At 58.8% G+C, this 26825-nt stretch carries 22 protein-coding genes and 1 pseudogene; 9 read left to right on the top strand and 14 right to left on the bottom strand.

Going from position 1 to position 26825, the window contains the following annotated elements; genetic code table 11:
• Positions 1–99: 99 nt before the first annotated feature.
• The 3 genes from carB to dapB all read right to left on the bottom strand — a co-directional run bounded on the left by carB (position 100) and on the right by dapB (position 5963).
• Positions 100–3324, bottom strand: coding sequence for a carbamoyl-phosphate synthase large subunit (carB, locus tag OKB77_RS04770; RefSeq protein ID WP_005337626.1), 3225 nt, complete (start codon positions 3322–3324; stop codon positions 100–102).
• Positions 3325–3344: 20 nt separating this feature from the next.
• On the bottom strand, positions 3345–4481 hold the full coding sequence (gene carA, locus OKB77_RS04765; protein WP_033113584.1) for a glutamine-hydrolyzing carbamoyl-phosphate synthase small subunit: 1137 nt from the start codon (positions 4479–4481) through the stop codon (positions 3345–3347).
• A gap of 669 nt (positions 4482–5150) precedes the next feature.
• Positions 5151–5963: a 4-hydroxy-tetrahydrodipicolinate reductase gene (gene dapB / locus OKB77_RS04760; protein ID WP_005347132.1), complete on the bottom strand. Its 813-nt coding sequence runs from the start codon at positions 5961–5963 to the stop codon at positions 5151–5153.
• A gap of 273 nt (positions 5964–6236) precedes the next feature.
• Between dapB and OKB77_RS04755 the strand changes: the two genes are divergently transcribed.
• The 5 genes from OKB77_RS04755 (at position 6237) to serA (ending at position 12171) form a co-directional block, all read left to right on the top strand.
• Positions 6237–7217, top strand: a complete 981-nt coding sequence (locus tag OKB77_RS04755) for an alpha/beta hydrolase (protein ID WP_236397553.1) — start codon at positions 6237–6239, stop codon at positions 7215–7217.
• Between the two features lie 438 nt (positions 7218–7655).
• A complete protein-coding gene (locus OKB77_RS04750) occupies positions 7656–8990 on the top strand; it encodes a Na+/H+ antiporter NhaC family protein (protein ID WP_236397556.1) in 1335 nt (444 codons plus the stop codon).
• 211 nt (positions 8991–9201) lie between these two features.
• A complete protein-coding gene (locus OKB77_RS04745; RefSeq protein ID WP_005337635.1) occupies positions 9202–9798 on the top strand; it encodes a 5-formyltetrahydrofolate cyclo-ligase in 597 nt (198 codons plus the stop codon).
• A gap of 161 nt (positions 9799–9959) precedes the next feature.
• Positions 9960–10613, top strand: a complete 654-nt coding sequence (rpiA, locus tag OKB77_RS04740; protein WP_139407244.1) for a ribose-5-phosphate isomerase RpiA — start codon at positions 9960–9962, stop codon at positions 10611–10613.
• A gap of 325 nt (positions 10614–10938) precedes the next feature.
• Positions 10939–12171: a phosphoglycerate dehydrogenase gene (serA, locus tag OKB77_RS04735; protein WP_005337639.1), complete on the top strand. Its 1233-nt coding sequence runs from the start codon at positions 10939–10941 to the stop codon at positions 12169–12171.
• 81 nt (positions 12172–12252) lie between these two features.
• On the opposite strand, the gene OKB77_RS04730 is transcribed toward serA, so the two are convergent.
• On the bottom strand, positions 12253–12633 hold the full coding sequence (locus OKB77_RS04730; RefSeq protein WP_005337641.1) for a diacylglycerol kinase: 381 nt from the start codon (positions 12631–12633) through the stop codon (positions 12253–12255).
• 144 nt (positions 12634–12777) lie between these two features.
• On the opposite strand from OKB77_RS04730, the gene OKB77_RS04725 reads away from it, so the two are divergent.
• Positions 12778–13842: a 3-deoxy-7-phosphoheptulonate synthase gene (locus OKB77_RS04725; RefSeq protein ID WP_270817015.1), complete on the top strand. Its 1065-nt coding sequence runs from the start codon at positions 12778–12780 to the stop codon at positions 13840–13842.
• An 86-nt stretch (positions 13843–13928) separates the two neighbouring features.
• Here the strand turns inward: OKB77_RS04725 and OKB77_RS04720 are convergent, their stop codons facing one another.
• The 3 genes from OKB77_RS04720 to OKB77_RS04710 form a co-directional block, all read right to left on the bottom strand.
• Positions 13929–14726, bottom strand: a complete 798-nt coding sequence (locus OKB77_RS04720) for an ATP-binding cassette domain-containing protein (RefSeq protein ID WP_270817199.1) — start codon at positions 14724–14726, stop codon at positions 13929–13931.
• 65 nt (positions 14727–14791) lie between these two features.
• Positions 14792–15799 (bottom strand): vitamin B12 ABC transporter permease BtuC, encoded by a 1008-nt coding sequence (gene btuC, locus OKB77_RS04715; RefSeq protein ID WP_270817014.1) that lies wholly within the window; start codon positions 15797–15799, stop codon positions 14792–14794.
• A gap of 97 nt (positions 15800–15896) precedes the next feature.
• Positions 15897–16628: a substrate-binding periplasmic protein gene (locus tag OKB77_RS04710; protein ID WP_043825634.1), complete on the bottom strand. Its 732-nt coding sequence runs from the start codon at positions 16626–16628 to the stop codon at positions 15897–15899.
• A 112-nt stretch (positions 16629–16740) separates the two neighbouring features.
• Between OKB77_RS04710 and OKB77_RS04705 the strand changes: the two genes are divergently transcribed.
• Together OKB77_RS04705 and tapW are read left to right on the top strand one after the other, a co-directional pair.
• Positions 16741–17097, top strand: a complete 357-nt coding sequence (locus tag OKB77_RS04705; RefSeq protein WP_005353120.1) for a DMT family protein — start codon at positions 16741–16743, stop codon at positions 17095–17097.
• 58 nt (positions 17098–17155) lie between these two features.
• Positions 17156–18295: a type IVa pilus ATPase TapW gene (gene tapW / locus OKB77_RS04700; protein ID WP_005353124.1), complete on the top strand. Its 1140-nt coding sequence runs from the start codon at positions 17156–17158 to the stop codon at positions 18293–18295.
• Positions 18296–18389: 94 nt separating this feature from the next.
• On the opposite strand, the gene OKB77_RS04695 is transcribed toward tapW, so the two are convergent.
• Positions 18390–18839, bottom strand: a complete 450-nt coding sequence (locus tag OKB77_RS04695; protein WP_270817013.1) for a methyltransferase family protein — start codon at positions 18837–18839, stop codon at positions 18390–18392.
• Between the two features lie 173 nt (positions 18840–19012).
• Between OKB77_RS04695 and alr the strand changes: the two genes are divergently transcribed.
• The gene (gene alr, locus OKB77_RS04690) at positions 19013–20242 is read left to right on the top strand and encodes an alanine racemase (RefSeq protein WP_270817012.1); all 1230 of its coding nucleotides are present in this window, start codon (positions 19013–19015) and stop codon (positions 20240–20242) included.
• A gap of 62 nt (positions 20243–20304) precedes the next feature.
• Here alr and OKB77_RS04685 read toward each other — a convergent pair whose 3' ends face one another.
• The 6 genes and pseudogenes from OKB77_RS04685 to OKB77_RS04660 form a co-directional block, all read right to left on the bottom strand.
• Positions 20305–21249 carry a TerC family protein gene (locus OKB77_RS04685; protein ID WP_005337664.1) on the bottom strand — a complete coding sequence of 315 codons (945 nt, stop codon included), beginning with the start codon at positions 21247–21249 and terminating at the stop codon, positions 20305–20307.
• Between the two features lie 302 nt (positions 21250–21551).
• On the bottom strand, positions 21552–22547 hold the full coding sequence (gene oppF, locus OKB77_RS04680; protein ID WP_005337666.1) for a murein tripeptide/oligopeptide ABC transporter ATP binding protein OppF: 996 nt from the start codon (positions 22545–22547) through the stop codon (positions 21552–21554).
• Positions 22548–23528 (bottom strand): ABC transporter ATP-binding protein, encoded by a 981-nt coding sequence (locus tag OKB77_RS04675; RefSeq protein WP_005337668.1) that lies wholly within the window; start codon positions 23526–23528, stop codon positions 22548–22550. It lies immediately after the preceding gene.
• A gap of 54 nt (positions 23529–23582) precedes the next feature.
• Positions 23583–24494, bottom strand: a complete 912-nt coding sequence (gene oppC, locus OKB77_RS04670) for an oligopeptide ABC transporter permease OppC (RefSeq protein ID WP_005337670.1) — start codon at positions 24492–24494, stop codon at positions 23583–23585.
• 14 nt (positions 24495–24508) lie between these two features.
• Complete coding sequence (oppB, locus tag OKB77_RS04665; protein ID WP_069555437.1) at positions 24509–25429, bottom strand: oligopeptide ABC transporter permease OppB; 921 nt, start codon at positions 25427–25429, stop codon at positions 24509–24511.
• Positions 25430–25527: 98 nt separating this feature from the next.
• Positions 25528–26751: pseudogene (locus OKB77_RS04660) on the bottom strand (ABC transporter substrate-binding protein); the annotation flags it as partial.
• Positions 26752–26825 lie beyond the last annotated feature (74 nt).

Here is a 26825-nt window from a genome sequence, read left to right as displayed (position 1 = left end):
GCCAGAACCGTACGGTGAGCGACAGATAAAAAGAAACCCCCGCCATCGCTGGCGGGGGTTGGTCGTCTGGCAAGTCGGACTGATGCCCGCTGCAAACGCTTAGCGGTTTTTCACCTTCTGGTGCAACTCCTGCACCGAGTTGACGTTGGCGGTGGCATCCACGCTGATGGCCATGCAGGTGGCAAACGCCTCATTCATGGTGGTGGTGTAAGCCACCTTGTTCTGCAAGGCGGCGCGACGCAGCTGCTTGGAGTCCTGGATCGCCACCCGCCCTTCGGCGGTGTTGACGATGTAGGTGTACTCGCCATTCTTGATGCGGTCGAGAATGTGCGGGCGACCTTCGTGCACCTTGTTGACCAGGCGCGGGTTGATGCTCGCCTCACCCAGCGCGACGGCTGTGCCGTGAGTGGCATCCAGCTCGTAGCCCAGCTCCAGCAGCTTGGCAGCCAAGTCAACCACCTGCGCCTTGTCGCTGTGACGCACTGACAAGAGGGCACGACCCTCTTTCGGTACGGCGTGGTTGGCACCCAGCTGCGCCTTGGCATAGGCCTCGGCAAAGCTGCTGCCCACACCCATTACCTCACCGGTAGAGCGCATCTCCGGCCCCAGCAGCGGGTCAACCCCCGGGAACTTGGCGAACGGCAGTACCACCTCTTTCACCGAGTAGTAGGGTGGGATGATCTCTTTGGTGAAGCCCTGTTCTTGCAGCGACTGACCGGCCATCACACGGGCGGCAATCTTGGCCAGCGGGGCACCGGTCGCCTTGGAGACGAACGGCACGGTACGGGCGGCGCGCGGGTTCACCTCGATGAGGTAGATGTCATCACCCTTGACCGCGAACTGCACGTTCATCAGGCCGATAACGCCGAGCTCCAGCGCCAGCTTGCGCACCTGCTCGCGGATCTCGTCCTGAATTTTCTTGGACAAGGTATAGGGAGGCAGGGAGCAACCGGAGTCACCGGAGTGGATACCGGCCTGCTCGATGTGCTCCATGATGCCGCCGATGACCACATCGGTGCCGTCGCAGATGGCATCCACGTCCAGCTCGGTCGCATCGTCCAGGAAGCGGTCCAGCAGCACCGGCGATTCGTTGGAGACGCTCACCGCCTCGGCGAAGTAGCGACGCAGATCCTGCTCGTCATAGACGATTTCCATGGCGCGGCCACCCAGCACGTAGGAGGGGCGAACCACCAGCGGGTAGGTAATGCGCTCGGCCAGCAGCACGGCCTGTTCCAGCGCGGTGACGGTGCCGTTTTCCGGCTGCTTGAGGCCGAGGCGCTCGACGGCAGACTGGAAGCGCTCGCGGTCTTCGGCGCGGTCGATGGCATCCGGGCTGGTACCGATAATCGGCACGCCGTTGGCTTCCAGTGCTCGGGCCAGTTTCAGCGGGGTCTGGCCACCGTACTGAACGATGACGCCCTTGGGTTTTTCGATGCGTACGATTTCCAGCACATCTTCCAGGGTCACCGGCTCGAAGTAGAGACGATCGGAGGTGTCGTAATCGGTGGAGACGGTCTCCGGGTTGCAGTTGACCATGATGGTCTCGTAACCGTCTTCGCGCAGGGCCAGCGCCGCGTGCACACAGCAGTAGTCGAACTCGATACCCTGACCGATACGGTTCGGGCCACCGCCGATGATCATGATCTTGTCGCGGTTGCTCGGGGCCGCTTCGCACTCCTCGTCATAGCTGGAGTACATGTAGGCGGTGTTGGTAGCGAACTCGGCGGCGCAGGTATCGACCCGCTTGTAGACCGGGAAGATGTTGTGGCGGGCACGCAGTTTGCGCACTTCCCCTTCGGCCACACCGAGGATCTTGGCCAGACGGGCATCGGCAAAGCCTTTGCGCTTGAGGGCACGCAGGAAGTCGGCATCGAGACCGGCCATGCCGCGCTCTTTCACCTCTTCTTCCAGCTTCACCAGATCTTCAATCTGTACCAGGAACCAGGGGTCAATCTTGGTCAGCTTGAAGATGCCGTCCATGGAGAGACCGGCGCGGAACGCATCGGCAATATAGAAGATACGGTCGCTACCGGCGTCCTGCAGCTCGTGACGGATGCGGGTCAGGGAGTCCGGCGCATTGAGGTCAACCATGGGGTCGAAGCCGGTTTTGCCGGTTTCGAGGCTGCGCAGCGCCTTGTGCAGGGACTCCTGGAAGTTGCGGCCGATGGCCATCACTTCACCGACCGACTTCATCTGGGTAGTCAGACGATCGTTGGCACCGGCGAATTTTTCGAAGTTGAAGCGCGGCACCTTGGTGACCACGTAGTCGATGGCCGGCTCGAAGGAGGCCGGAGTGCGACCGCCGGTGATATCGTTCATCAGCTCGTCGAGGGTGTAACCGATGGCGAGCTTGGCGGCGATCTTGGCGATGGGGAAACCGGTCGCCTTGGAGGCCAGCGCAGAGGAGCGCGACACCCGCGGGTTCATCTCGATGATGACCATGCGGCCATCTTTCGGGTTGATACCGAACTGGACGTTGGAGCCGCCGGTCTCAACGCCGATTTCGCGCAGCACCGCCATGGAGGCGTTGCGCATCAGCTGGTACTCCTTGTCGGTCAGCGTCTGGGCTGGCGCGACCGTGATGGAGTCACCGGTGTGGATACCCATGGGGTCGAAGTTTTCGATGGCGCAGACGATGATGCAGTTGTCGTTGCGATCCCGCACCACTTCCATCTCGTACTCTTTCCAGCCGATCAGCGACTCGTCGATGAGCAGCTCTTTGGTCGGCGACAAGTCCAGACCGCGCTCGCAGATCTCGACGAACTCTTCGGTGTTGTAGGCGATGCCGCCACCGGAGCCGCCCATGGTAAAGGAGGGACGGATGATGCAGGGGAAGCCGACCATCTGCTGCACGCCCCACGCCTCTTCCATGTTGTGGGCGATGCCGGCACGCGGGCACTCCAGGCCAATGCTGCGCATCGCCTTGTCAAAACGGGAGCGGTCTTCGGCCTTGTCGATGGCATCGGCGGTGGCACCGATCATCTCGACACCGAACTCGGCCAGCACGCCATGCTTCTCCAGCGCCAGTGCGCAGTTAAGCGCAGTCTGGCCGCCCATAGTGGGCAGAATGGCGTCCGGGCGCTCTTTCTTGATGATTTCGCGCACCACTTCCCAGGTGATGGGCTCGATGTAGGTGGCGTCTGCCATCTCCGGGTCGGTCATGATGGTGGCCGGGTTGGAGTTGACCAGAATAACGCGGTAGCCCTCCTCGCGCAGGGCTTTGCACGCCTGGGCGCCGGAGTAGTCAAATTCGCAGGCTTGGCCGATGACGATGGGGCCGGCGCCGAGGATCAGGATGCTCTGAAGGTCATTACGTTTTGGCATGAAACTCTTTCCTCTATTTCTTAGGCGCGATACTGCTTAATCAATTCAATAAAGTGGTCAAAAAGACCGGCACAGTCGTGCGGGCCCGGGCTCGCTTCGGGGTGTCCCTGGAAGCTGAAGGCCGGACGGTCGGTGCGATGGATACCTTGCAGGGAACCATCGAACAGGGAGACGTGGGTGGCGCGCAGGCAATCCGGCAGGCTGTTCTCGTCTACCGCAAAGCCGTGGTTCTGAGCGGTGATCATGACGGTGTTGTCATCGAGGCTCTTCACCGGATGGTTGGCGCCGTGGTGGCCAAACTTCATCTTGACGGTCTTGGCACCGGAGGCCAGACCCAGCAGCTGGTGACCCAGACAGATGCCGAACACCGGCGTGTTGGTATTAAGGAATGTCTTGATGGCCTCGATGGCGTAGTCGCACGGCTCGGGGTCGCCGGGGCCGTTGGAGAGGAAGATGCCATCCGGGTTCAGCGCCAGTACCTCGGCGGCCGGGGTCTTGGCAGGCACCACGGTCAGGCGGCAGCCACGGTCAACCAGCATCCGCAGGATGTTGCGCTTGACGCCAAAGTCATAGGCTACCACGTGGTATTTCAGCTGGTCGGCATCTGGGGTGACGTGCCCCTTGCCAAGCTGCCAGCTCCCTTCGGTCCAGTTGTACGCCTCACCAACCGTCACCTCTTTGGCCAGATCCATCCCCTTCAGACCGGGGAAGGCGCGGGCCTGTTCGAGAGCATAGGCTTCATCGACCTGTTTCCCGGCCAGAATGCAGCCAGCCTGAGCGCCTTTCTCGCGCAGGATGCGGGTCAGTTTACGGGTGTCGATGTCGGCGATGCCAACTATGTTGTGAGACTTGAGGTATTCGGAGAGGGATTGCTGATTGCGGAAATTGGAGGCAAGTATCGGAAGGTCCCGGATGATCAATCCCTGAGCATGGATCTGACTGGACTCTTCATCTTCGCTGTTGGTGCCGGTGTTGCCTATATGGGGGTAAGTGAGGGTGACGATCTGACGGGAATAAGAGGGATCGGTGAGGATTTCCTGATAGCCCGTCATCGACGTATTGAAAACCACTTCACCAACGGAACATCCCTCGGCGCCTATCGACACGCCTTTGAACACAGTTCCATCTTCCAGCACTAGCAATGCAGTGTGATTCAAGACAACCTCCAGTTATTTAGCTTTAAATTCAGCAATTTACCTGGGTGTTGCGGGCTCGGTTCCGGTCTTGGACAGGACTCGAACCCGGCAGATTTCTGGCAAATTGGGCGCATTCTACTTAAAAAAAGTGGCATTTCAACGTCTTTTCTCAGATGAAATGCATCTAAATTCAATAAAAAAGCAACATTACCCATTATCTATGCACTTAATCGCTTTGCAACCCCCTCCCGCGAAAGAAAAGGAAAAACCACCATCAAAAGATGCTACCAAGCCAGCAATAACGACAAAAACAAACAAAAAAACCAATTAAAACAATGGCTTTTATTTTTACACAAAAAACATTAATGACAAATTTAACGCTTTTACGATGACAATAGTGAACATGAAAAATGGAAAACGTTTTTCCGTGTTTGAATTTTTAGTCTTTTCTTGCCGGTGTAAAAAAATGGCTTCATCAGCCATAAAGATGCTCAAATCTGTTACCTGGTGATGACATTCAGGAAGGAAAAATCTGGCGGATAACGCAATGGTGTGATTTATAAGGAGTTCAGTTAAAAATTGCAGGCAGTGTGTCTTTTTATACAAACTCTGACTAACTGACAGCAAAAACCCCGGCAAGCCGGGGTTTTTCACTGGGTAGCAGTAATACGAAAGTGCCGCTCAGATGCATCACTTGAGATTGAGCACATCCTGCATGTCATAAAGGCCTGCACCCTGCTGACCAAGCCACTTGCCCGCCCGCACAGCACCGTTGGCGAAAGTCAGGCGACTTGAAGCTTTGTGGCTGATCTCCACCCGCTCGCCGATATCGGCAAACATGACGGTATGCTCCCCCACCAGATCACCAGCACGAATGGTGGCAAAGCCGATAGTGTTGCGATCCCGCTCGCCAGTGATCCCCTCGCGGCCATAGACGGCGCACTCCTTGAGATCCCGGCCCAGCGTTTTGGCGACCACTTCCCCCATGGAGAGCGCGGTACCGGATGGCGCATCCACCTTGTGGCGATGGTGGCCTTCGATGATCTCGATGTCGGTGTAATCCCCCATCACCTTGGCGGCCTGCTCCAGCAGTTTGAACACCAGGTTGACCCCGACCGAGTAGTTGGAGGCGAACACGATACCGATCTGCTTGCCCGCCTCTTTCAGGGCGGCCTTGCCTGCATCGTCAAAACCGGTGGTGCCGATCACCATCTGCTTGTGGTGGGCCAGCGCAAAGGCCAGATTGGCAAGGGTCACCTCGGGGCGGGTGAAGTCGATGATGAGATCAAACTCATCGCGCACCTTATCCAGACTGTCGCTGATGGCCACACCCAGATGGCCCAGCCCATTGAGCTCACCGGCATCAAGGCCGATCACCGCCGAACCCGGCCGCTCCAGCGCAGCACCAACCACCACGCCATCGGTGTTGGTGATGGCCTCCAGCAGCACCTTGCCCATACGACCATTACAGCCCATCACGGCCACACGGATCGGATTGTCCATCTCCACCCTCTCATCGCTTTTAATTATGGAAAGAGACCGTTTTACCAGCCCGCACCGGGTTTGAAAAGCCATGATGCCACCACACCTTGCTGCGCTCGCCAACGGCAGCGCTCACTGGCTGGCCAAGAACTTCCTTTTGGTCACAGGCCGCTTTTCATCGTTTCACACCATCATTTGGCAGACCGGGTGCCATCTGATAGGTTCGAACGAGTGAAATGCCAGAATACACGGAACCAGGGCAACGCCCGTGTCGATATCAAACGAGGTGCAAGGATGAGCGCAGGATTGCTGTTTGCTGTGGGGTTTATATCACTGACCCTGGTCATACTGGCCGCGGCTCTGCTGTTTGGCGGGCCGAACCCGGCACCGGCGATGGCCAGCATCAACGACCCTTTCAAGGGGAGTGACTGGAGCAGCATGCCACCTCTCTCAAGATACCCGGCGCGTGACGGCACACAGTTGGCCTATCGGCACTATGGCGCAAAGGAGCACGCAGAGAACAACAAGGTCAAGGGCTGCGTGATACTGGTTCATGGCTCTTCTGCCAGCAGCCAGAGCATGCACAAGATGGCGAGCGCCTTTTCGCAAGCGGGATACGACGCCTACGCCCTCGATATTCGCGGCCATGGCACATCGGGCAACAAAGGCTCCATTGCATACATCGGCCAGCTTGAAGACGATCTGGAAGATTTCATCAAGTCGGTGGCCCCCGGCAAGCCTGCAACACTCGTCGGCTTCTCGTCAGGCGGCGGCTTTGTGCTGCGCGTTGCTGGCAGCACGCGACAAACCCTGTTCGAGAGCTATCTGCTGCTCTCCCCCTATCTTGGCCCCACCGCCGCCAACTACCGGCCCAACAGCGGTGGCTGGGTGCGTGTCGGCTTGCCTCGCCTCATCGCCCTGAGCATCCTCAACGGTTTCCATATTTCCGCACTCAACCATCTGACCGTGCTGAACTTTGCCCTTAATGATGAGGCGAAATCCCTGCTGACCCCCTCCTACTCCTTCAACCTTGCCTCTAACTTTCAGCCAGAGCGCGACTATCAGCAGAATTTACGCAATGTGCAACGCCCCTGCGCCGTGATCGCGGGTGCAAATGACGAAGCCTTCCAAACAGATCAACTTGAACCTGAGTTAAGACGTCTCGGCATCTCCTGGCCTGTCACCCTGCTACCCGGAATTGGCCACATTCCGCTGACGCTGGAACAGGATGCTCTCGCGACAGCCGTTCAGGCGGTGGAGAAATTGACACAGTAACCACACAGCCCAGGTCTTGTGTCCACGCGTTCTGGAAATATCCGTACCATGCTCACGTAGAGATAGAGAGAGGTGCGGCTGACGTTTGGCAGCGGGAGAAATCCCCAAGATGGCATGCAGAGATCTTATCGTTTACCTCTTTCCTTATTAAAGGCACGCGATACCCCCAGATACCCGCGGACTGCGCCAGAACAGCAATGAACAATAAACAGCGCTAACTTCTTTTTCCGAATATTCTTTGGATATCTCAATAACACCAGAATCATCAAACAAAAACACCTATCCATCTGGACGTCTATCTTGACCAAGCGAGGTTGACTCACTACTGTGGGCACCCCAATGCGGCAGGATGCCCGCCCTGTTTTCCCCCTATCCCTATCCGATACAGGTACAAAGCAGTTTATGACAGGAGGTCATTGTTCAATTTCAGAGGAACACATGATCCAGACTCAACCCAGTGCCAGGGCCTTGTTGCCACTTCTGGTTTTTCTCGCACTCTTTATCGGTACCGGTACCTGGCTGACCCTGCAGGGGGTCGAATTCGCCTTCTATCAGCTGCCCGCTCCGGTTGCAGCCCTGCCTGCGGTGATGCTGGCCCTGCTGCTTGGCAGAGAGAGCTTCAACAGCAATCTGGAGACCTTCTTCAAGGGGGTTGGCCACAGCAATATCATGGCGATGTGCCTTATCTATCTGCTGGCGGGCGCCTTTGCCAGCGTGGCCAAGGCCACCGGCGGGGTTGATGCTACTGTGGCGCTGGGTCTCTCCCTCATTCCCGGCTGGGCGCTGTTGCCCGGACTGTTCCTCATCTCTGCCTTTATTGCTACCGCTATGGGCACCTCCATGGGCACCATAGGTGCCGTGGCGCCGGTCGCGCTGGGCGTGGCGCAGGCGGCCGGTATCGATCCGGTACTGATGGCAGGCACCATTCTCTCCGGCGCCATGTTTGGCGATAACCTCTCCATCATCTCCGACACCACCATAGCGGCCACCCGCAGCCAGGGGTGCGAGATGAAGGACAAGTTCCGCGAGAACTTCAAGATTGCGGCCCCGGCTGCCATCGCGGTGATCCTGCTCTATCTGACCCTGGGCTCAGTGGGTGAATCCCCTGCCAGCGGCAGCGCCATCGAGCTGTTCAAGGTGATGCCTTATCTGCTGATCCTGGGGCTGGCGCTCGCCGGAGTGAATGTGTTTGTGGTGCTGGGGATCGGCATTCTGGCCGCCGGAATGGTGGGCATGATCAACGGCTACGCCATCGGTCAGTTCAGCAAGGATATCTATCAGGGCTTTACCGGCATGCAGGAGATCTTCCTGCTCTCCATGCTGATCGGCGGCCTCGGCGCCCTGATGGAACGTCAGGGTGGACTGGCATGGATCAGCGAGCGCATCAGCGCCCTGATTGCCCGTTTCACTCGCGAGCACAATGGTGAACAGAACGAGAAAGCCGCCGAGCTCGGCATCGCTGGGGTGGTGAGCCTCACCAACCTCTGCACCGCCAACAACACGGTGGCTATTATCGTCGCCAGCAAGGTAGCCCGGGATCTGGCCGAACACCACGGTGTCACCCCGCGCCGCGCCGCCTCCATGCTCGATATTTTCTCCTGCGTGGTACAGGGTCTGATCCCCTGGGGCGCACAGGCGCTGCTGCTGGGCTCCATCTTCGCCCTGTCACCGCTGGCGGTAGTGAGCATGAGTTTCTACCCGATGGCGCTCGCGGTGGCGGCACTGATTGCCGTGTTCGTGAAGCACCAGATGCGCGGCAAAGCTGACAAGTAACAGACCAGACGCTGGCGCGCCGACATGCCATCAACAGGGGCCACACCCTGGCCCTTGTTGACTCACTATCGGATCCGCCAGCATTTATCCCACCGTTCTGGGCATCAGCCGTCCGGGACGGGGTTTCCCTGCCCCCCTTAACGTCAAGAGTGAATGTGCTAAGGTAGAGCGCGTTCAAGCCATCGATGCGCAGCTATACCAGAGGTTCCCCATGCATGAGTCCCAACCCGAACGTCAATCCCTGCGCCAACTGGTTCGTCAACGCCGCAAAAATCTGAGTCCGGCCGAGCAGCAGGCGGCGGCCCAACAGCTGCTGGCCCAGTTCAAGCAACACCCCGAGATCCTCGCCGCCAAACGCATTGCCCTCTATCTGGCCAATGACGGGGAGATCAATCCCTTGCCCACCATCCATTGGCTGTGGGCCCAGCACAAAGAGGTCTACCTGCCGGTGCTCCACCCCTTTACTCCGGGTCACCTGCTCTTTTTGCGCTATACCGCCACCAGCCCCATGGTACGCAACCGCTACGGAATCGAAGAGCCGGAGCTGGATATCCTGCAGGTGGTGCCCCACAGCACGCTCGATCTTATCTGCACCCCGCTGGTCGCCTTCGATGCCCAGGGCAATCGTCTTGGCATGGGGGGCGGCTACTACGATCGCACTCTCGCCATCTGGCATGAGCACAAGCTGGGCCCCAAGCCGCTCGGCATTGCCCACGACTGCCAGCAGGTGGATGCGGTCCCGCAAGAGGAGTGGGATGTACCGCTGCCCCAGATCATCACCCCGAGCCACTGCTGGCGCTTTGAATAGGCTGTTTTTGGCAGGCAGCCCCTGCTTTGTGCGCGCAAACGCAGAATAAACAGGCAAACGATTTACAAAGTCCCTCTTTTTGCCCCGGAACGTGAGCAACAAGGTCGCGACGGGGTACCGGGTTGGATATAATGCGCCCGCTTTTTTCTTAAGGAACGATCATGACTCAAGATGAAATGAAGAAGGCGGCCGCTTGGGCTGCGCTCAAGTATGTGGTTCCCGGTACCATCGTCGGGGTAGGCACCGGCTCTACCGTCAACCACTTTATCGACGCGCTGGCGACCATGAAGGACGAGATCAAGGGGGCGGTATCCAGCTCCGTTGCCTCCACCGAGCGCCTCAAGGGCTTCGGCATCACCGTATATGATCTCAACGAGATCGACGCCCTCTCCGTCTATGTGGATGGCGCCGATGAGATCAACGGTACCCGTGACATGATCAAGGGCGGTGGCGCAGCCCTGACCCGCGAGAAGATCGTTGCCGCCGTGGCAGACAAGTTCATCTGCATCATCGACAACACCAAGACCGTCGACGTGCTGGGCCAGTTCCCGCTGCCGGTGGAAGTGATCCCGATGGCCCGCGAATACGTGGCCCGCGAAATCCGCAAACTGGGTGGCAACCCGGTCTGGCGTGAAGGGGTGGTCACCGACAACGGCAACCACATTCTGGATGTAAAAGGGATGGCCATTACCGACGCCAAGGCGCTGGAAGTGCAGCTGAACGCCATCGTTGGTGTGGTCACCAACGGCCTGTTCGCCGCTCGCGGTGCCGATGTGGTCCTGATCGGTACGCCGGACGGCGTGATTACCCAGTAATTCCGATACAGATGACACAATGCTGCGGCATCGTCCCTCGCCCGCCAACGCCATTTTGCCAACCCTGACACAGCGATGGCGTTGATTGAGCCCCGGGATGGGATACTAACCCAGACATTGCATTCTGAATAAATGACGGCGCCTGATGGCGCCGTTTTTATTTATCCCTCAACAAGTTGCATACGGATGTTTACAACATTCGTTGATAACTTCAAAGAATTTGACTTTCGTCACAAATATTCCCTCTCCCAAACGTTTTTGCTACTTTACGGTTTTCTTCGCACACCAAATCTGCACTTACGTTTGCACATACAGAGGGATCGTCATGACTGCCAAGTTTTCGTTGGACAAGGATAAAATCAAGGTTCTGCTGCTGGAGGGGGTTCACCCCAACACCGTAGAGACCTTTCGTGCCGCAGGTTACACCAGTGTGGAGTATCTCAAGACCTCGCTCTCCGAAGAGGAGCTGATCGAGCAGATCCGCGACGTCCATTTCATCGGGCTGCGCTCCCGCACCCAGATCACCGAGAAAGTCCTCGACGCCGCCAACAAACTGGTCGCTATCGGCTGCTTCTGCATCGGTACCAACCAGGTAGAGCTGGAAGCGGCCCAGATCCGCGGCATTCCGGTCTTCAACGCCCCCTTCTCCAACACCCGTTCGGTCGCCGAGCTGGTACTGGGCGAGATCCTGCTGCTGCTGCGCGGCATCCCCGAGAAAAACGCCAAGTGCCATCGCGGCGTGTGGGAAAAACTGGCCAATCGCTCGGTGGAAGCCCGCGGCAAGAAGCTCGGCATCATCGGCTACGGCCACATCGGTACCCAGCTTGGCATCATCGCCGAGAGCATCGGCATGAAGGTTTATTACTACGATATCGAGAACAAGCTCTCGCTGGGCAACGCCATTCAGGTGCCGAGCATGGTCGAGCTGCTCAATATGTCTGACGTCATCAGCCTACACGTGCCGGAGACCGCCTCCACCAAGAACATGATCGGTGCCGAGCAGCTGCGGATGATGAAACCGGGCGCCATCTTCATCAACGCCGCCCGCGGTACCGTGGTGGATATCGATGCGCTGGCTGACGTCATCAAGAGCGGCCATATCGCCGGCGCCGCCATCGACGTCTTCCCAGTCGAGCCCAAGTCCAATGACGAGGAGTTCCAAAGCCCGCTGCGTGGGCTGGAGAACGTGATCCTGACTCCGCACATCGGTGGCACCACCCATGAAGCGCAGGAGAACATCGGGCTGGAAGTGGCCAACAAGCTGGTCAAATACTCCGACAACGGCTCCACCCTCTCCGCCGTCAACTTCCCGGAAGTGTCGCTGCCGGGCCACAAGGGCTCCAGCCGCCTGCTGCACATTCACCGCAACCAGCCGGGTGTGATGAACCAGATCAACCAGATCTTCGCCGAAGAGGGGATCAACATCGCCGGTCAATACCTGCAGACCAGCAGCCATATCGGTTACGTGGTGATCGACGTGGAGACCGAGCACAGCGAGAAGGCGCTCGCCAAGCTCAAGGAGATCAACGGCACCATCCGTGCCCGCATCCTCCACTGATAGACCCTTATCTGCGCAGCAAAAAGCCCGTCGTGATGACGGGCTTTTGTATGAAGCAGAACCTCAAAGCAGCGTGATGGCTTACCACCACCCCAACAGGTTGCGGCCTACCAGCGCGCCCCACACCAGGGCATTGAGGGCCAACGCGATAAAGACGGCGGCAGAGCCCAAATCCTTGGCGCGACCGGAGAGCTCATGATGCTCGGAGCCAACCCTGTCTACCACAGCTTCAATGGCGGAGTTGAGGATCTCGACGATCACCACCAGCCAACTGATGACGATAAGCAGCAGGATCTGGTTGAGAGAATCCCCCAGCCAGAAGGCCAGTGGCATCAGCAACAGGATCAGCATCAGCTCCTGCCGAAAAGCCGCCTCATTAATCCAGGCTGACTTGAGCCCCTTCATGCTGTAACCGGTTGCGTTGATGATGCGGGTGACCCCGGTTGCCCCTGGCTTTGCCACGCTATCTACCTCATTTGGAATCGATTTTGGCCTCACATCCTATCAGAGCCCCCCAAGGTTTCAATCAGGGGACTTTTGCTTTATTTTATCCCTTTGCTTTTTCGCCCCTTGCGGCTGACACCACCCACTCGAGACTTGAGTTGTATGTCCATTCACACAGATGAATTGCGCACCCGTCGCCTGGAGTCACTGATCACTCCGAGCGAGCTTGCACACGCGTTTCCGATCACCGATACCATTGCCCAGAATCTGCTGGATGCCCGTCGCGAAGTGGAAGCCATTCTGGCCGGAGACGATCAGCGCCTGCTGGTCATTGTCGGCCCCTGCTCTATTCATGATCCCGCTGCTGCTCGCGAGTATGCCCAGCGCCTCAACGCCCTGCGCGAGCAGTATAAAGAGAGCCTCTGCATCGTGATGCGCACCTATTTCGAGAAGCCGCGCACCATCGTCGGCTGGAAAGGGCTGATCAACGATCCGCGCCTCGATGGCAGTTTCGACGTCAACGAAGGGCTGAAACTGGCGCGCAAACTGCTGGTCGACATCAACGAGATCGGCATGCCCACCGCCACCGAATTCCTCGATATGGTGACCGGCCAGTATATTGCCGACCTGATCACCTGGGGCGCCATCGGCGCACGCACCACCGAATCCCAGGTACACCGCGAGATGGCTTCGGCCCTCTCCTGCCCGGTTGGCTTCAAGAACGGCACCGACGGCAATACCCGCATCGCCATCGATGCGGTGCGCGCCGCCCGTCACAGCCACATCTTCTATTCGCCGGACAAAGACGGCAAGATGACCATCTACCGCACCGCCGGTAACCCCTTTGGTCATGTGATCCTGCGTGGCGGCCACCGACCCAACTACGACACCGCCAGTGTCGATGAAGCCTGTGAAGCGTTGGCCGATGTGGACCTGCCGGAGCGTCTGGTGGTCGATTTCAGCCACGGCAACAGCATGAAGGATCACCGCCGTCAGCTGCTGGTGGCGCAAGATATCTGCGATCAGCTGCGCCGCGGCCGTACCGGCATCGCCGGCATCATGGCAGAAAGCTTCCTGGTGGAAGGGCGTCAGGATGTGGAGAACGGCTGCGCCGCCACCTTTGGCCAGAGCATCACCGATGCCTGCCTGTCGTGGAACGATACTGAAACTCTGCTGGCGATGCTGGCCGAGGCGGCACAGGTGCGCCTGAGCAAGCAAGCTCGCTAATCCCACGTTACCCGAGACGCCAAAGGGGCCGGATATCCGTGATATCCGGCCCCTTTTCTTTACCTGCGAGTGACTGCCAACACGTGCTAGAGGCTCGGCATAAACCAGACCCGACCCGCCGCTTCGATGCGGTCGGTGCGGATCTGGAATACCTGCGCCAGCAGTGCCTCATCCACCAGCTTGACACCCCCTTCGCGCACCACCGCGCCCCCTTGCAGGCAGAGAATGCGGTCCGCCCAGTCGATGGCCAGATTGATATCGTGGATGGCGAGCACCACCAGCAATCCCTGCCCGGCCAGGGTTTTCAGCAAACGCAATAGCGCCAGCTGGTGATGCAGGTCGAGCCCCGCCAGCGGCTCGTCCAGCAGCAGCACCTTGCCGGTCGGATTGAGGCCCGGCCACACCTGCAGCAGGGTGCGGGCAATCAGCACCCGCTGCTGCTCGCCCCCCGACAACCGGCTAAAGTCACGAGCCAGCAAGGCTTCCAGCTCCAATGCCTCGCACAGTGCGTTTATCGCCTCATTCTGTCTGGCGGGCGCAACCGCCTCATCGAACCCCAGGCTCAACACCTGAAACACCGGAATATGAAACAGCTGGGGCTGACGCTGGGGTAGCATGGCACGCTGCTTGGCAAGCTCGGGCCAACTCAGGTCAGTAAGCACCGCCCCCCCCAGCAGCACTGTGCCATCGGCGGGTAAAATCCCCGCCAGCGCCCCGAGCAGGGTCGACTTGCCACTGCCATTGGGGCCAAGCAGCGCCACCAACTGGCCGCCATGCCAGCGGATATCTAGGGGAGAGAGCCGTCCGGCAATAGCGAGTGCGTGCGCCTCCAGCAGCGGCGCAGCAGCACGAGAAGAAACCGGCATGGGATCAGCGGGTGACATCGGCATCTTGCCTCAACAACGGGTAAATAAGGAGACTGCGCGCCCCGACCAAATCATGCAGATATTCATGCAGCACCATCGGCAGTTTGCCTCAATAGCAGGTAGATAAAGAGCGGCGCCCCCACCGAGGCGGTGATGACGCCGATAGGCAACTCCCCCGCGCTCAGGGTGGATCGAGCAACCAAATCGGCCGCCAGCAGCAGGGCCCCGCCGCCAAGCGCCGAGGCAGGCAGCAGAAAGCGCTGATCGCTGCCACCGCAGAGCCGCAGCAGATGGGGCACCACCAACCCGACAAAACCGATGACACCACACAACGACACCGCCACACAGGTCAGCAGACAGACCGCCAGCACCAGCCGCACCCGCATCTTGTCGACATCCATCCCCATCAGGCGGGCCTGGGTCTCCCCCAACAGCAACTGTTGCAGCGCCTTGCCCTGCCAGCAGAGCCAACCTAGGGTGAGCGGCAGCACCAGCCACCACCAGGCAAACTGCTGGCTGCCGTAAGAGAGGCTGCCCATCATCCAGAACATGAATTCACGCAAGGAACCATCGTCGGCAAAGTACATCAACCAGGTCATGGCGGCATTGGTAAGAATACCGATGGCGACGCCAAACAGCAGCAAGCGAGCATGACCGAGACGCGCCCGGCGAGCCAGCCGAATGAGCAGCATGGTCACCAGCAAGGCGCCACCGAAGGCCGCCAGCGACAGCCCCCAGCCTGGCAGATAGAAGCCAAGGGATTTGGCCACCGCCATCGCCACCATGGCAGCCAGTCCTGCCCCGCTTGAAACGCCAAGCAACCCGGGTTCGGCCACCGGGTTGTGCAGCATCACCTGCAACACGGCGCCGCCACAAGCAAGCGCGGCGCCAGCCAAGAGGGCCAGCAAGGCACGGGGCAGCCGCAGCTCCAGCAGGATGCGCTGTTCGAGATCGCCAAGGGGCTGCCAGGGCAGCAGCACAAACTCGCCCCAGACGAGGGAGAAGAGAAACAGCAGCAGGGTCAGCAGCGTCAGGCCACAGAGCCAGCGCCGCTGCCAGCGCTGCTGGCGGGCGATAAGGGAGAGGTACAAGGAGGATCCCCGAATAACAAGGCTTCCCCCCGGCCCTGTCGCAGCGCCGGGGGAGAAGCAGGAAAAGGGCATGATAACAGTGGCTTGCCACCCAAGGTCAAGGCTGGTAACGCTTGGCCATCACCCTTATCTCGCCGCTGGCCACCAGATTTTGCAGCGCCACCAGCAAGGGCTGGCGCAGCGACTGGTGAGGTGAGTGCTTGCTCATCCCCAGATAGAGGGTCACCGGCGTGGCGGGGCGGTAGTCCGCCTTGCCTATCCGGCTGGCATTTCCCTGACTCAGGGCATAGTCCACCTGACAGTCGGTGCCAATCATCAGCGGCAGGTGGCCGCGCTGCACCATGCGCAGCAGCTGATCTTCGGTGGGTACTCCGTGCTTGTCGAGGCGGCTGTCACTGTTGAAGGGCTCAAAATAGGCGGAGTTGAGCACATAGCCCACCTTCACCCCCTGCAGATCGCGGTATTGGTGGATCCGGGCCACATTGACCGGCTGACCATAAAACGCGGGCCAGCACTGATAGTAGGCTGGCTGCAGATAGTCGATGAACTGCGCCCGCTCGGCGGTATAGGCGAGGCCAATCATCAGATCGACCTGACCGGTCTGCATCTGCTTGAGCGCCCTGCCCCACGGCATCCGCCGTACCTGCAACTCAATGCCGCTCGCCTGTTGCAACCGGCGCAGGATGTCCATGTCGAGCCCCTGCAACCGGCCATCCGCTTGCAGGATGCGAAATGGCGGCCACAGATCGGTGGCCACCGTCAGCGTCGGGGTCGCTCGCACCGGCATGGCAAATAACAGTAACAACACAATCCCGCATAACTTGCCCATCCCGTCGCATACCTCGCACGGCTTATCCTGTTGGTTAAAAATACCCTCCCGCACCACGTATGAAAACCCGTGGTTCAGGGATAAAATGCGCCGGATTTTCAAGGAGAACCCTATGAACCCGATTTTCGCCAGTATCGGTCTGCTGCTCTGCAGCAACGTCTTTATGACCTTCGCCTGGTACGCTCACCTCAAGAGCATGAACCATAAACCCTGGATCATTGCCGCCCTGGTGAGCTGGGGTATCGCCCTGTTCGAATACCTGCTGCAAGTGCCTGCCAACCGCATCGGCCATACGGTGATGAGCGTGGGCCAACTTAAAATCCTGCAAGAAGTGATCACACTCACCGTATTCGTCCCCTTCTCTATCTTCTATCTCAAGGAAGATCTGAAATGGGACTATCTCTGGGCAGGGCTCTGCATTCTCGGTGCGGTCTTTTTTGTCTTTCGCGAGAAACTGACCGGCGCCTGAGGCTGTACACTCAATATCATCCCGCTCATGGCATCTCATTGATCGACGAGGCAAAAAAATGGAATTGCGAGACATGTTACAGATCCTGGCCAAGCAGGATGGCTCAGACCTCTATCTGTCGACCGGCGCGCCCCCCTGCGCCAAATTTAACGGCGGCCTGCGCCCCCTCAACGAAACGCCGCTGGAACCGGGTGAAGTGGCGCGGATCGCCGCCGAGATCATGGATGGCGAGCAGAAGCAGCAGTTCGAGAAGGATCTGGAGATGAACCTCGCCATCTCCCTGCCCCAGATCGGCCGCTTTCGGGTCAACATCTTCAAGCAGCGCAACGAAGTCTCTCTGGTGGCCCGCAACATCAAGACCGAAATCCCCCGCTTTGAAGATCTCAAACTCCCGCCTGTGCTGCTCGACACCATCATGGAGAAACGCGGTCTGGTGCTGTTTGTCGGCGGTACCGGCTCGGGTAAATCCACTTCGCTGGCGGCGCTTATCGACCATCGCAACCGCAACAGCGGTGGCCACATCATCACCATCGAGGATCCGGTGGAGTTCGTTCATCGTCACCGCAAGAGCATCATCAACCAGCGGGAGGTGGGGGTAGATACCCGTAGCTTCCATGCTGCCCTGAAAAACACCCTGCGTCAGGCGCCGGACGTCATTCTTATCGGCGAGATCCGCGATCGCGAGACCATGGAACATGCGCTGGCCTTCTCCGAAACCGGCCACCTTGCCATCTCCACCCTGCACGCCAACAACGCCAACCAGGCGCTGGATCGCATCATCAACTTCTTCCCCGAGGAGCGCCGCCCCCAGCTGCTCAACGATCTGGGCAACAACCTCAAGGCTTTTGTCTCCCAGCGGCTGGTGAAAACCACCGATGGCGGCCGCCGGGCCGCAGTGGAGATCATGCTTGGCACCCACACCATCCGCGACATGATCAAGCGCGGCGAATTTGGCGGCCTCAAAGAGGTGATGGAAAAATCCAAGGCCCTCGGCATGGTTACCTTCGACAGTGCACTGTTCGATCTGGTGGTGGAAGGGGTGATTGAGGAAGAAGAGGCGGTGAAAAACGCCGACTCGGCCAACAACCTGCGCCTCAAGATCAAGCTGTGGAAGGAGAAGGGACAGATTGCCAGCAGCAGCGATGCCACCGGCTGGAGCCTCGAACCCACCAAGGACGAGAAGGGGGATTTTTTCTAACTAGCCCCTCGAGAACCCCGGGCCAGCCCGGGGTTCTCTTTATCCAGCATGGCTGGCCCGACTTATCCGCTCAGCCCACGCAGATCACAGCCAGTCAGCACCAACGGCGAACGCGCTGGCAATACGCCACATACTCGTCGCCGAAACGGGCGCGTAGCAGCCGCTCCTCCGGCATGATCTGAAAGCGAGTCAGCCAGGCCACCAGCACAATTGGCCCAACCCAGACCCAACTTCCACCGAGATAACAGCCCCAGGCGGCCAGCCAGCAGAGCAAGCCCAGATACATGGGATTGCGACTGACACGATAAACGCCGCAGGTTACCAGACGACTGGTGTGCTGAGGTTTGGTGGGGCTGACCGTGGTCTGGTGGTGACGAAATCGTTGCAGGGCCCCAAAGCCCATGATGGCCCCCGCCACGACCAGCACAGCAATCAGCGCCATTGCCCAGATGCCGGGCTGGCTCTCCCCTCTTAGCCACCACATGGCCCCGGCACAGAGCAGGAAGATCAGCGGTGGTGGCAAACGTAACTCAAGATTGACCATTTTATTCCCCTGACGAGTGTCGGCCGAACCCGTGTTGCGGTAGACTCCCAACCAGTCAGCGCCTGTTGAGAGTGACAAAGATCATAATAATAACAACAAGTTGTGGTTAAACCACCACCAATGTGGCCGACCCCGTCCAAACTATCCAACGCGAACAACAAAAAGGAACCACCATGCACAAGAAAACACTGCTGGCCACCCTGATCCTCGGCCTGCTGGCCGGGCAAGCGGTTGCAGCCCCCTACCTGCCGCTGGCCAGCGATCACCGCAACGGCGAAGTCCAGACCGCCAGCAATGCCTGGCTGGAAGTCGATCTCGGCGCCTTCGAGCACAATATCCAGACCCTCAAGGATCGTCTCGGTGACAAGGGGCCGAAGATCTGCGCCATCATGAAGGCGGACGCCTACGGCCACGGTATCGATCTGCTGGTTCCCTCGGTGGTGAAAGCGGGTATCCCCTGCATCGGTATCGCCAGCAATGAAGAAGCTCGTGTCGCCCGCGAGAAGGGCTTTACCGGCCGTCTGATGCGGGTGCGTGCTGCCACCCCGGATGAAGTAGAGCATGCCCTGCCCTACAAGATGGAGGAGCTGATCGGCAGTCTGGTGAGTGCCCAGGGTATCGCCGAGATCGCCCAGCGCCACCATACCACCATTCCGGTGCATATCGCGCTCAACTCCGCCGGCATGAGCCGCAACGGCATCGACCTGCGTCTGGCCGATGCCAAGCAGGATGCGCTGGCCATGCTCAAGCTCAAGGGGATCACCCCGGTCGGCATCATGACCCACTTCCCGGTTGAGGAGAAAGAGGACGTCAAGATGGGGCTGGCCCAGTTCAAACTGGACTCCCAGTGGCTGCTGGAAGCAGGCAAGCTGGATCGCAGCAAGATCACCATCCACGCCGCCAACTCCTTCGCCACCCTGGCCGTGCCGGACGCCTACTTCGACATGGTGCGCCCGGGCGGCCTGCTCTACGGTGACTCCATCCCCTCCCACACCGAGTACAAGCGGGTGATGGCATTCAAGACCCAGGTCGCCTCGGTCAACCACTATGCAGCGGGCAACACCGTCGGTTATGACCGCACCTTTACTCTCAAGCGTGACTCCTGGCTCGCCAACTTGCCGCTGGGCTACTCCGACGGTTATCGCCGCTCCCTGAGCAACAAGGCCTATGTGCTGATCCAGGGTCAGAAGGTGCCGGTGGTCGGCAAGACTTCCATGAACACCATCATGGTGGATGTGACTGATCTGAAAGGGGTGAAACCCGGCGACGAGGTGGTGCTGTTTGGCCGTCAGGGTGACGCCGAAGTGAAACAGGCGGATCTGGAGGAGTACAACGGCGCCCTGCTGGCGGACATGTACACCATCTGGGGCTACACCAACCCCAAGAAGATCAAACGCGGATAACACGATATGAAAAAGGGCTCCCGCGGGAGCCCTTGTTGTTATTGCTTAATTGTCTGCCGCGCTCAAGCGGCCTTTTTACGGGTCACAAACAGACTCAGCCCCATGGATGCCAGCAGGATCAACGCGACTACGCCCAGTGCTATGCCGGTCGGGATCTTGAAGATATCCAGCAGCAGCATCTTGACCCCGATAAACATCAGGATCAGCGCCAGACCGTATTTGAGCAGGGCGAAGCGATCCGCCACACCGGCCAGCAGGAAGTACATGGCACGCAGACCCATGATGGCGAAGATGTTGGAGGTCAGCACGATGAAGGGATCCGTGGTCACCGCGAAGATGGCCGGGATACTGTCCACCGCGAAGATGAGGTCGCTCACCTCCACCAGCACCAGGATCAACAGCAGCGGGGTGGCATAGCGCACACCGTCACGCCAGACAAAGAACTTCTCCCCTTCCAGGGTCTCGGTCACCTTGAAGCGACGGCGCATCCAGCCCAGCAGCGGGTTGTTGGCCAGATCCGGCTCCTTGTCGGCCGCCCACAGCATCTTGGCGCCGGTCAGCAGCAGGAAAGCGCCGAACAGATAGAGGATCCAGTGGAACTGCTCGATGAGCCAGCTGCCTGCGAACACCATACCGGCACGCATCACGATGGCACCCAGCACCCCGTAGAGCAGTACCCGGCGCTGCAGCTCGGCCGGAATGGCAAAGTAACCGAACAGCATCAGCCAGACGAAGACGTTGTCCACTGCCAGCGCTTTCTCGATGAGGTAGCCGGTGAGGAACTCCAACCCCTTCTGGTTGGCGATTTCACGGCCCGCGCTGTGATCGAGCCAGAGCCAGATAGCCAGGTTGAAGAGCAGGGCCACGCTGACCCAGATGAGGGACCAGACACCCGCCTCTTTGAGGGACACCTTGTGGGATTTGCCACCACCGACAAAGCGTATGTCTATCCATAACAGGACCAGCACTATGCTGAAGAAACCGGTCCACATCCACCATTCACCCATTTTCACATCTCCCAAAAACGACAAAACCCACGACCGAGAGGCGTGGGTTTGCGTTTGGAGCAGATACACCTTGCCTCTCGGCAAGGTCTCACTTACAGCTGATTTGCATCGACTGCCCGGCTGCCGGGTGCACTGCAGGAAATGGGTGCACCGTAATGACGACAAACCGGCGAGAAGTTACTCCCCTTGTTGCGCGGATAGTAGCAGCGGTAAAAGATAACGCCAAGAGGCATCTTCACTGCCGTCAAAAATAAATCGGGGCCCCATCAAGGAGCCCCGCAAACAGGTTCAACACATCCCCATCAGAGCGGATCGACCTTGAGGCAGGAGACTGCGTGATCGAAGTTCCCCTCCAGCACAGGGCGGGTCTTGGCGCACTCGGGGCCAGCCACCGGGCAGCGGGTGCGGAACACGCAACCGGACGGCGGGTTCATCGGCGATGGCAAATCCCCCTCCAGGATCTGGATCACCTTGTTGCGCTCAAGCTCAGGGTCCGGGATCGGCACCGCTGACATCAGCGCCTTGGTGTAGGGATGCAACGGGTTGGCGAAGATCTCCTTGCGGGTCCCCAACTCGACGGCGTTGCCCAGATACATCACCAGCACCCGATCGGAGATATGCTTGACCACCGACAGGTCGTGGGCGATGAAGATGAGCGACAGCCCCATCTCCTTTTGCAGGGATTTGAGCAGGTTGACCACCTGCGCCTGAATGGATACGTCCAGTGCCGACACCGGCTCGTCGCAGATGATCATCTTGGGCTCGAGGATCAGCGCCCGAGCAATCCCGATCCGCTGGCACTGGCCACCGGAGAACTCGTGCGGATAGCGGTTGACCAGGTTGGGCAAGAGCCCCACCTTGCTCATCATGGCGCGCACCTTCTCCTTCACCTCTTCCCGTGGCAGGTTGGGGTAGAAGGTGATAAGCGGCTCGGCAATGATGTCGCCAATGGTCATGCGCGGGTTCAGGGAGGCCAGCGGGTCCTGGAAGATCATCTGGATCTCTTTGCGCTTCTCGCGCAGGGCATTCTGATCGAGCTTGGTGAGATCGTCACCCAGCCACACCACCTTGCCATCGGTGGCCGGTACCAGACCGATGATGGCGCGGGCAAAGGTCGACTTGCCGCAGCCGGATTCACCCACCACGCCGAGGGTTTCCCCTTCGTAGAGGCGCAGGGTAACGCCATCGACCGCCTTCAAATCGGATGGCTTGGCCCAGGGCCACGCCTTGCCACTCTTGATACTGAAGTGGACCTTGAGGTCAGACACTTCCAACAGCAATTTTTTGTCGGCACCCATTTAGTTGGCCCCCTTGTTCATGGCATCCGAAACCCAGTGACAAGCACGCTCCCGACCGTCGTTGAACGGGGTCAGGATCGGTGACTGCTGGCCGCAAATCTCGCTGACCCGGTGGCAACGCTCCTGGAAGGGGCAACCGGTGGGCAGACGCAGCAGGTTGGGCGGATTGCCCGGGATGGTGGGCAGCACTTCCCCTTCGGTATCGAGGCGGGGAATGGCGCGCAGCAAGCCTTCGGTGTAGGGGTGGCTCGGGCGATAGAAGATATCGTCTACCTTGCCGTACTCCATGGTACGACCGGCATACATCACCAGCACCTTGTTGCAGATACCGGCGACCACGCCAAGGTCGTGGGTGATCATGATGATGGCGGTGTTGAACTCGCGCTTGAGCTCGTTCATCAGAGTCATGATCTGGGCCTGTACGGTCACGTCGAGTGCGGTAGTCGGTTCGTCGGCGATCAGCAGTTGCGGCCGGCAGAGCAGCGCCATGGCGATCATCACCCGCTGGCGCATACCGCCGGAAAACTCGTGGGGATACATCCCCATCCGCTTGCGTGCTTCGGGGATCTTCACCGCATCGAGCATCCGTACCGACTCTTCGAACGCTTCCGCCTTGCTCACCCCTTTGTGCAGCATCAGCACTTCCATCAGCTGATCCTGCACCTTCATGTAGGGGTTGAGCGAGGTCATGGGGTCCTGGAAGATCATGGCGATCTTCTCGGAGCGGATCTTGTTGAGCTTGGACTCCGGCAGGTTGAGGATCTCCTCACCCTGAAACTTGGCGGAACCGGTAATAATGCCGTTTTTGGCCAGCAGCCCCATGATGGCAAAGGCCGTCTGGGATTTGCCGGAGCCGGACTCGCCGACGATCCCCAGGGTTTCGCCCGCAGAGAGAGAAAAGTTGAGGTCGTTAACCGCCACCACATTGCCGTCCGGGGTCTTGAACTCGACCCGCAGATCTTTCACATCCAGTAACTTCATATAAAAACTCCTTATCGATCTTTCGTGATGCTTTCCTGTCGACCCGATGCTCGATTAACGATCTTTCGGATCGAGGGCGTCACGCAGACCATCCCCGAGGAAGTTGAAGCAAAACAGGGTCACCACCATAAAGCAGGCGGGGAACAGCAGTTGCCAGATGGCCACTTCCATCGACTTGGAGCCTTCATCCAGCAGGGCACCCCAGCTGGTCATCGGTTCCTGAACACCAAGGCCCAGGAAACTCAGGAAGGATTCAAACATGATCATCCCCGGCACCAGCAAGGTGGCGTAGACGGCCACGATACCGAGTACGTTCGGTACGATATGGCGGGTGATGATCTTCCACTTGGAGACGCCACAGACGTGGGCTGCCTCGATAAACTCCTTACTCTTGAGGCTGAGAGTCTGGCCGCGCACGATCCGCGCCATGTCGAGCCAGCTCACCGCCCCGATGGCGATAAAGATGAGCGCCAGATTGCGGCCAAAGAAGGTGACCAGCATGATGACAAAGAACATGAACGGGAAGGCGTTGAGGATCTCCAGTACCCGCATCATCAGGCTGTCGACCCGACCACCGATAAAGCCGGAGGCCGCGCCATACAAAGTACCGATGATGACCGCTACCATGGCGCCCATGATGCCGACCATCAGGGAGATGCGCCCGCCCAGCAGGGTTCGCACGAACAGATCGCGCCCCAGACTGTCGGTTCCGAAGTAGTGACCCGCTTCCATATCGGGCGGCGACTGCATGGCGCCCCAGTCCGGATCGTCAAAGGTGTATTGGGACAGATGGGGGCCAAAGATGACCGCCAGACCGATGATGGTCAGAATGATCAGGCTGGTCAGTGCAGCCTTGTTGCGCAGGAAACGGCGACGGGCATCCTTCCACAGGGAGCGCCCCTCCACCACTTCCACTTTTTGCGCGAACGCCTCGACGGCATCGCGTTTTTCAGTTGAAACAACCATGATGAACTCCCGAATTAGTAACGGATCTTGGGATCGATAAAGGCGTAGAGAATATCGACCACAGCGTTAAAGGTGATGGTGAGGGCGCCGACCAGAATGGTCAGACCGAGCACCATGGAGTAATCACGGTTAAGGGCACCGTTGACGAACAGCTGACCGATCCCCGGCAGGCCGAAGATGGTCTCGATCACCACGGAACCTGTGATGATGCCGACAAAGGCCGGGCCCAGATAGGAGACCACCGGCAGCATGGCCGGACGCAGCGCGTGTTTCAGGATGATGTGGCGCAGCGGCAACCCCTTGGCACGGGCGGTACGGATGAAGTTAGAGTTCATGGTCTCGATCATGCTGCCCCGCATGATCCGCGAGATGGCAGAGATGTAGTACATCATCATGCCGAACACCGGCAGCACCATAAACTGGATGCCACCGCCCTGCCAGCCACCGGCAGGGAACCAGCCCAGATGAATACTGAAGAACAGCACCAGCAAGGGCGCCAGCACAAAGCCCGGGATCACCACCCCGGCCATGGCCGACGACATCAGCAGATAGTCGATGATGGTGTTCTGTTTTAGTGCCGCTATGGTGCCGAAAGTGACCCCCAGCAGCACGGCGAAGAAGAAGGCCGTGGTCCCGATCTTGGCGGAAACAGGCAGCGCCTGGCTCACCAGATCATTGACGGTAAAATCCTTGTATTTAAAAGAGGGGCCCAAATCACCCTGCACCAGGTTGCCCAGGTAAGTGAGATATTGCATGCCAATGGGTTTGTCGAGACCATATTTGGCTTCGATGTTAGCCATCACTTCAGGGGGGAGTGAACGTTCGCTGGTAAAGGGGTTACCCGGGGCGAAACGCATCATGAAGAAAGAGACAGTGATCAAGACCAGCAGAGTCGGGATCGCTTCCAATAGCCGTTTAAAAATGAATTTCAACATAGACATTTCCTGTCCTGTACTGCTTCCAAATGGTCGCGGTTGTAATAAAGGCCCGCCGTCCGGCGGGCCCTGCTTGTTATGCGACTTGTTGCTTTAAATCAGTGAGCAATGATGTACATATCTTTGCTGTAGAGGTTATCCAGCGGGTTGGCCGGGTAGCCGCCTACATAGGGTTTGACCATACGGGCAGTCACGTACTGGTAGATAGGGGCAATCGGCATGTCCTTGGCCAGGATCTCTTCCGCCTGGACGTAGAGCTTGTTACGGGCCGCCACATCGACCTGATCACGGGACGAATCCATCAGCTTGTCGAACTCCGGATTGGAGTACTTGCCGTCGTTGTTGCCGTGGGTGGTCTGCATCAGATCCAGCATGGAGGAGGCTTCGTTGTAGTCGGCGATCCAGCCGGCACGACCTACGTCAAACTGACCCTGTTTCTTGGTTTCTAGGTAAGTTTTCCACTCCTGGTTGACCAAGCTCACCTGCACCCCCAGCTTCTTCCACATGGAGGCCACGGCCACAGCCACTTTCTTGTGGTTGTCATCGGTGTTGTAGAGCAGCTCGAACTTCAGCGGCTTGCTGGCATCGAAACCGGCCTCTTGCAGCAGAGCCTTGGCCTTGGCATCACGCTCGGCCTGGGTCATCTTCGACCACTCGGGCGCTACCGGCTTGAAGCCATCGACGAAGTCCGGCACCAGGGTGTAACCCGGCGTCTGGCCCTGACCCATCACCTTGTCGGCGATCACATCACGATCGATGGCGTAGGAGAGCGCAGTACGGACACGCACATCGTCAAACGGCTTCTTCTTGACGTTGTACTGGTAGTAGTAAGTACCAACATAACCGGTCACTTTCAGCTCGTCCGGCTTCTCTTTCTTCATCTGCTTGAAGCGCTCGATGGGCATCTGATAGGTGATGTCCACTTCGCCCGCCAGATAGCGGCTCAGGTCGGCGTTGGTAGACTGGATGGGCAGATAGACCACCTTGTTGATAACGGTCTTGCCATCGTTCCAGTAGTGCTTGTTGCGCTCCACTTCGACGCGCTCGTTCACCACCCAGTTCTTCAGGGTATAGGCACCGTTGGATACCATATTTTCCGGCTGGGTCCACTTGTCACCGAACTTCTCGATCACCTTCTTCGGTACCGGATAGGTGGTGGTGTGGGAGAGCATGCTGACGAAGTAAGGGATCGCTTTCTCGAGCTGCACTTCGAAGGTGTAGTCGTCGGTCGCCTTCACGCCCAGCGTATCAGCCGGCTTTTTACCTGCGATGATCTCGGAGGCATTGGCGATAGTCGGGATCTCCAGATACCAGGAGTAAGGGAAGGTGCGAACAAGTCCCTGATGTGAGATCATGAGCCCCACTTGGCATCAGGGATAAGGTTCAGCATGAATCA

It is taken from the genome of Aeromonas sp. Y318-3 (assembly GCF_027706185.1).
Lineage (GTDB): Bacteria > Pseudomonadota > Gammaproteobacteria > Enterobacterales > Aeromonadaceae > Aeromonas > Aeromonas veronii.
The sequence above is the reverse complement of the archived record's forward strand: the minus strand, read 5'-3'. Positions and strand labels throughout refer to the sequence as shown.

Coding starts and splice junctions, on each gene's coding strand:
- rpiA (WP_139407244.1), top strand. CDS start 9,960: ATGACTCAAGATGAAATGAAGAAGGCGGCCGCTTGGGCTGCGCTCAAG.
- serA (WP_005337639.1), top strand. CDS start 10,939: ATGACTGCCAAGTTTTCGTTGGACAAGGATAAAATCAAGGTTCTGCTG.
- OKB77_RS04745 (WP_005337635.1), top strand. CDS start 9,202: ATGCATGAGTCCCAACCCGAACGTCAATCCCTGCGCCAACTGGTTCGT.
- OKB77_RS04695 (WP_270817013.1), bottom strand. CDS start 18,839: ATGGTCAATCTTGAGTTACGTTTGCCACCACCGCTGATCTTCCTGCTC.
- OKB77_RS04675 (WP_005337668.1), bottom strand. CDS start 23,528: ATGAAGTTACTGGATGTGAAAGATCTGCGGGTCGAGTTCAAGACCCCG.
- OKB77_RS04685 (WP_005337664.1), bottom strand. CDS start 21,249: ATGGGTGAATGGTGGATGTGGACCGGTTTCTTCAGCATAGTGCTGGTC.
- oppB (WP_069555437.1), bottom strand. CDS start 25,429: ATGTTGAAATTCATTTTTAAACGGCTATTGGAAGCGATCCCGACTCTG.
- OKB77_RS04710 (WP_043825634.1), bottom strand. CDS start 16,628: ATGGGCAAGTTATGCGGGATTGTGTTGTTACTGTTATTTGCCATGCCG.
- OKB77_RS04720 (WP_270817199.1), bottom strand. CDS start 14,726: ATGTCACCCGCTGATCCCATGCCGGTTTCTTCTCGTGCTGCTGCGCCG.
- OKB77_RS04755 (WP_236397553.1), top strand. CDS start 6,237: ATGAGCGCAGGATTGCTGTTTGCTGTGGGGTTTATATCACTGACCCTG.
- oppC (WP_005337670.1), bottom strand. CDS start 24,494: ATGGTTGTTTCAACTGAAAAACGCGATGCCGTCGAGGCGTTCGCGCAA.
- OKB77_RS04725 (WP_270817015.1), top strand. CDS start 12,778: ATGTCCATTCACACAGATGAATTGCGCACCCGTCGCCTGGAGTCACTG.
- alr (WP_270817012.1), top strand. CDS start 19,013: ATGCACAAGAAAACACTGCTGGCCACCCTGATCCTCGGCCTGCTGGCC.
- OKB77_RS04705 (WP_005353120.1), top strand. CDS start 16,741: ATGAACCCGATTTTCGCCAGTATCGGTCTGCTGCTCTGCAGCAACGTC.
- dapB (WP_005347132.1), bottom strand. CDS start 5,963: ATGGACAATCCGATCCGTGTGGCCGTGATGGGCTGTAATGGTCGTATG.
- tapW (WP_005353124.1), top strand. CDS start 17,156: ATGGAATTGCGAGACATGTTACAGATCCTGGCCAAGCAGGATGGCTCA.
- OKB77_RS04750 (WP_236397556.1), top strand. CDS start 7,656: ATGATCCAGACTCAACCCAGTGCCAGGGCCTTGTTGCCACTTCTGGTT.
- carB (WP_005337626.1), bottom strand. CDS start 3,324: ATGCCAAAACGTAATGACCTTCAGAGCATCCTGATCCTCGGCGCCGGC.
- oppF (WP_005337666.1), bottom strand. CDS start 22,547: ATGGGTGCCGACAAAAAATTGCTGTTGGAAGTGTCTGACCTCAAGGTC.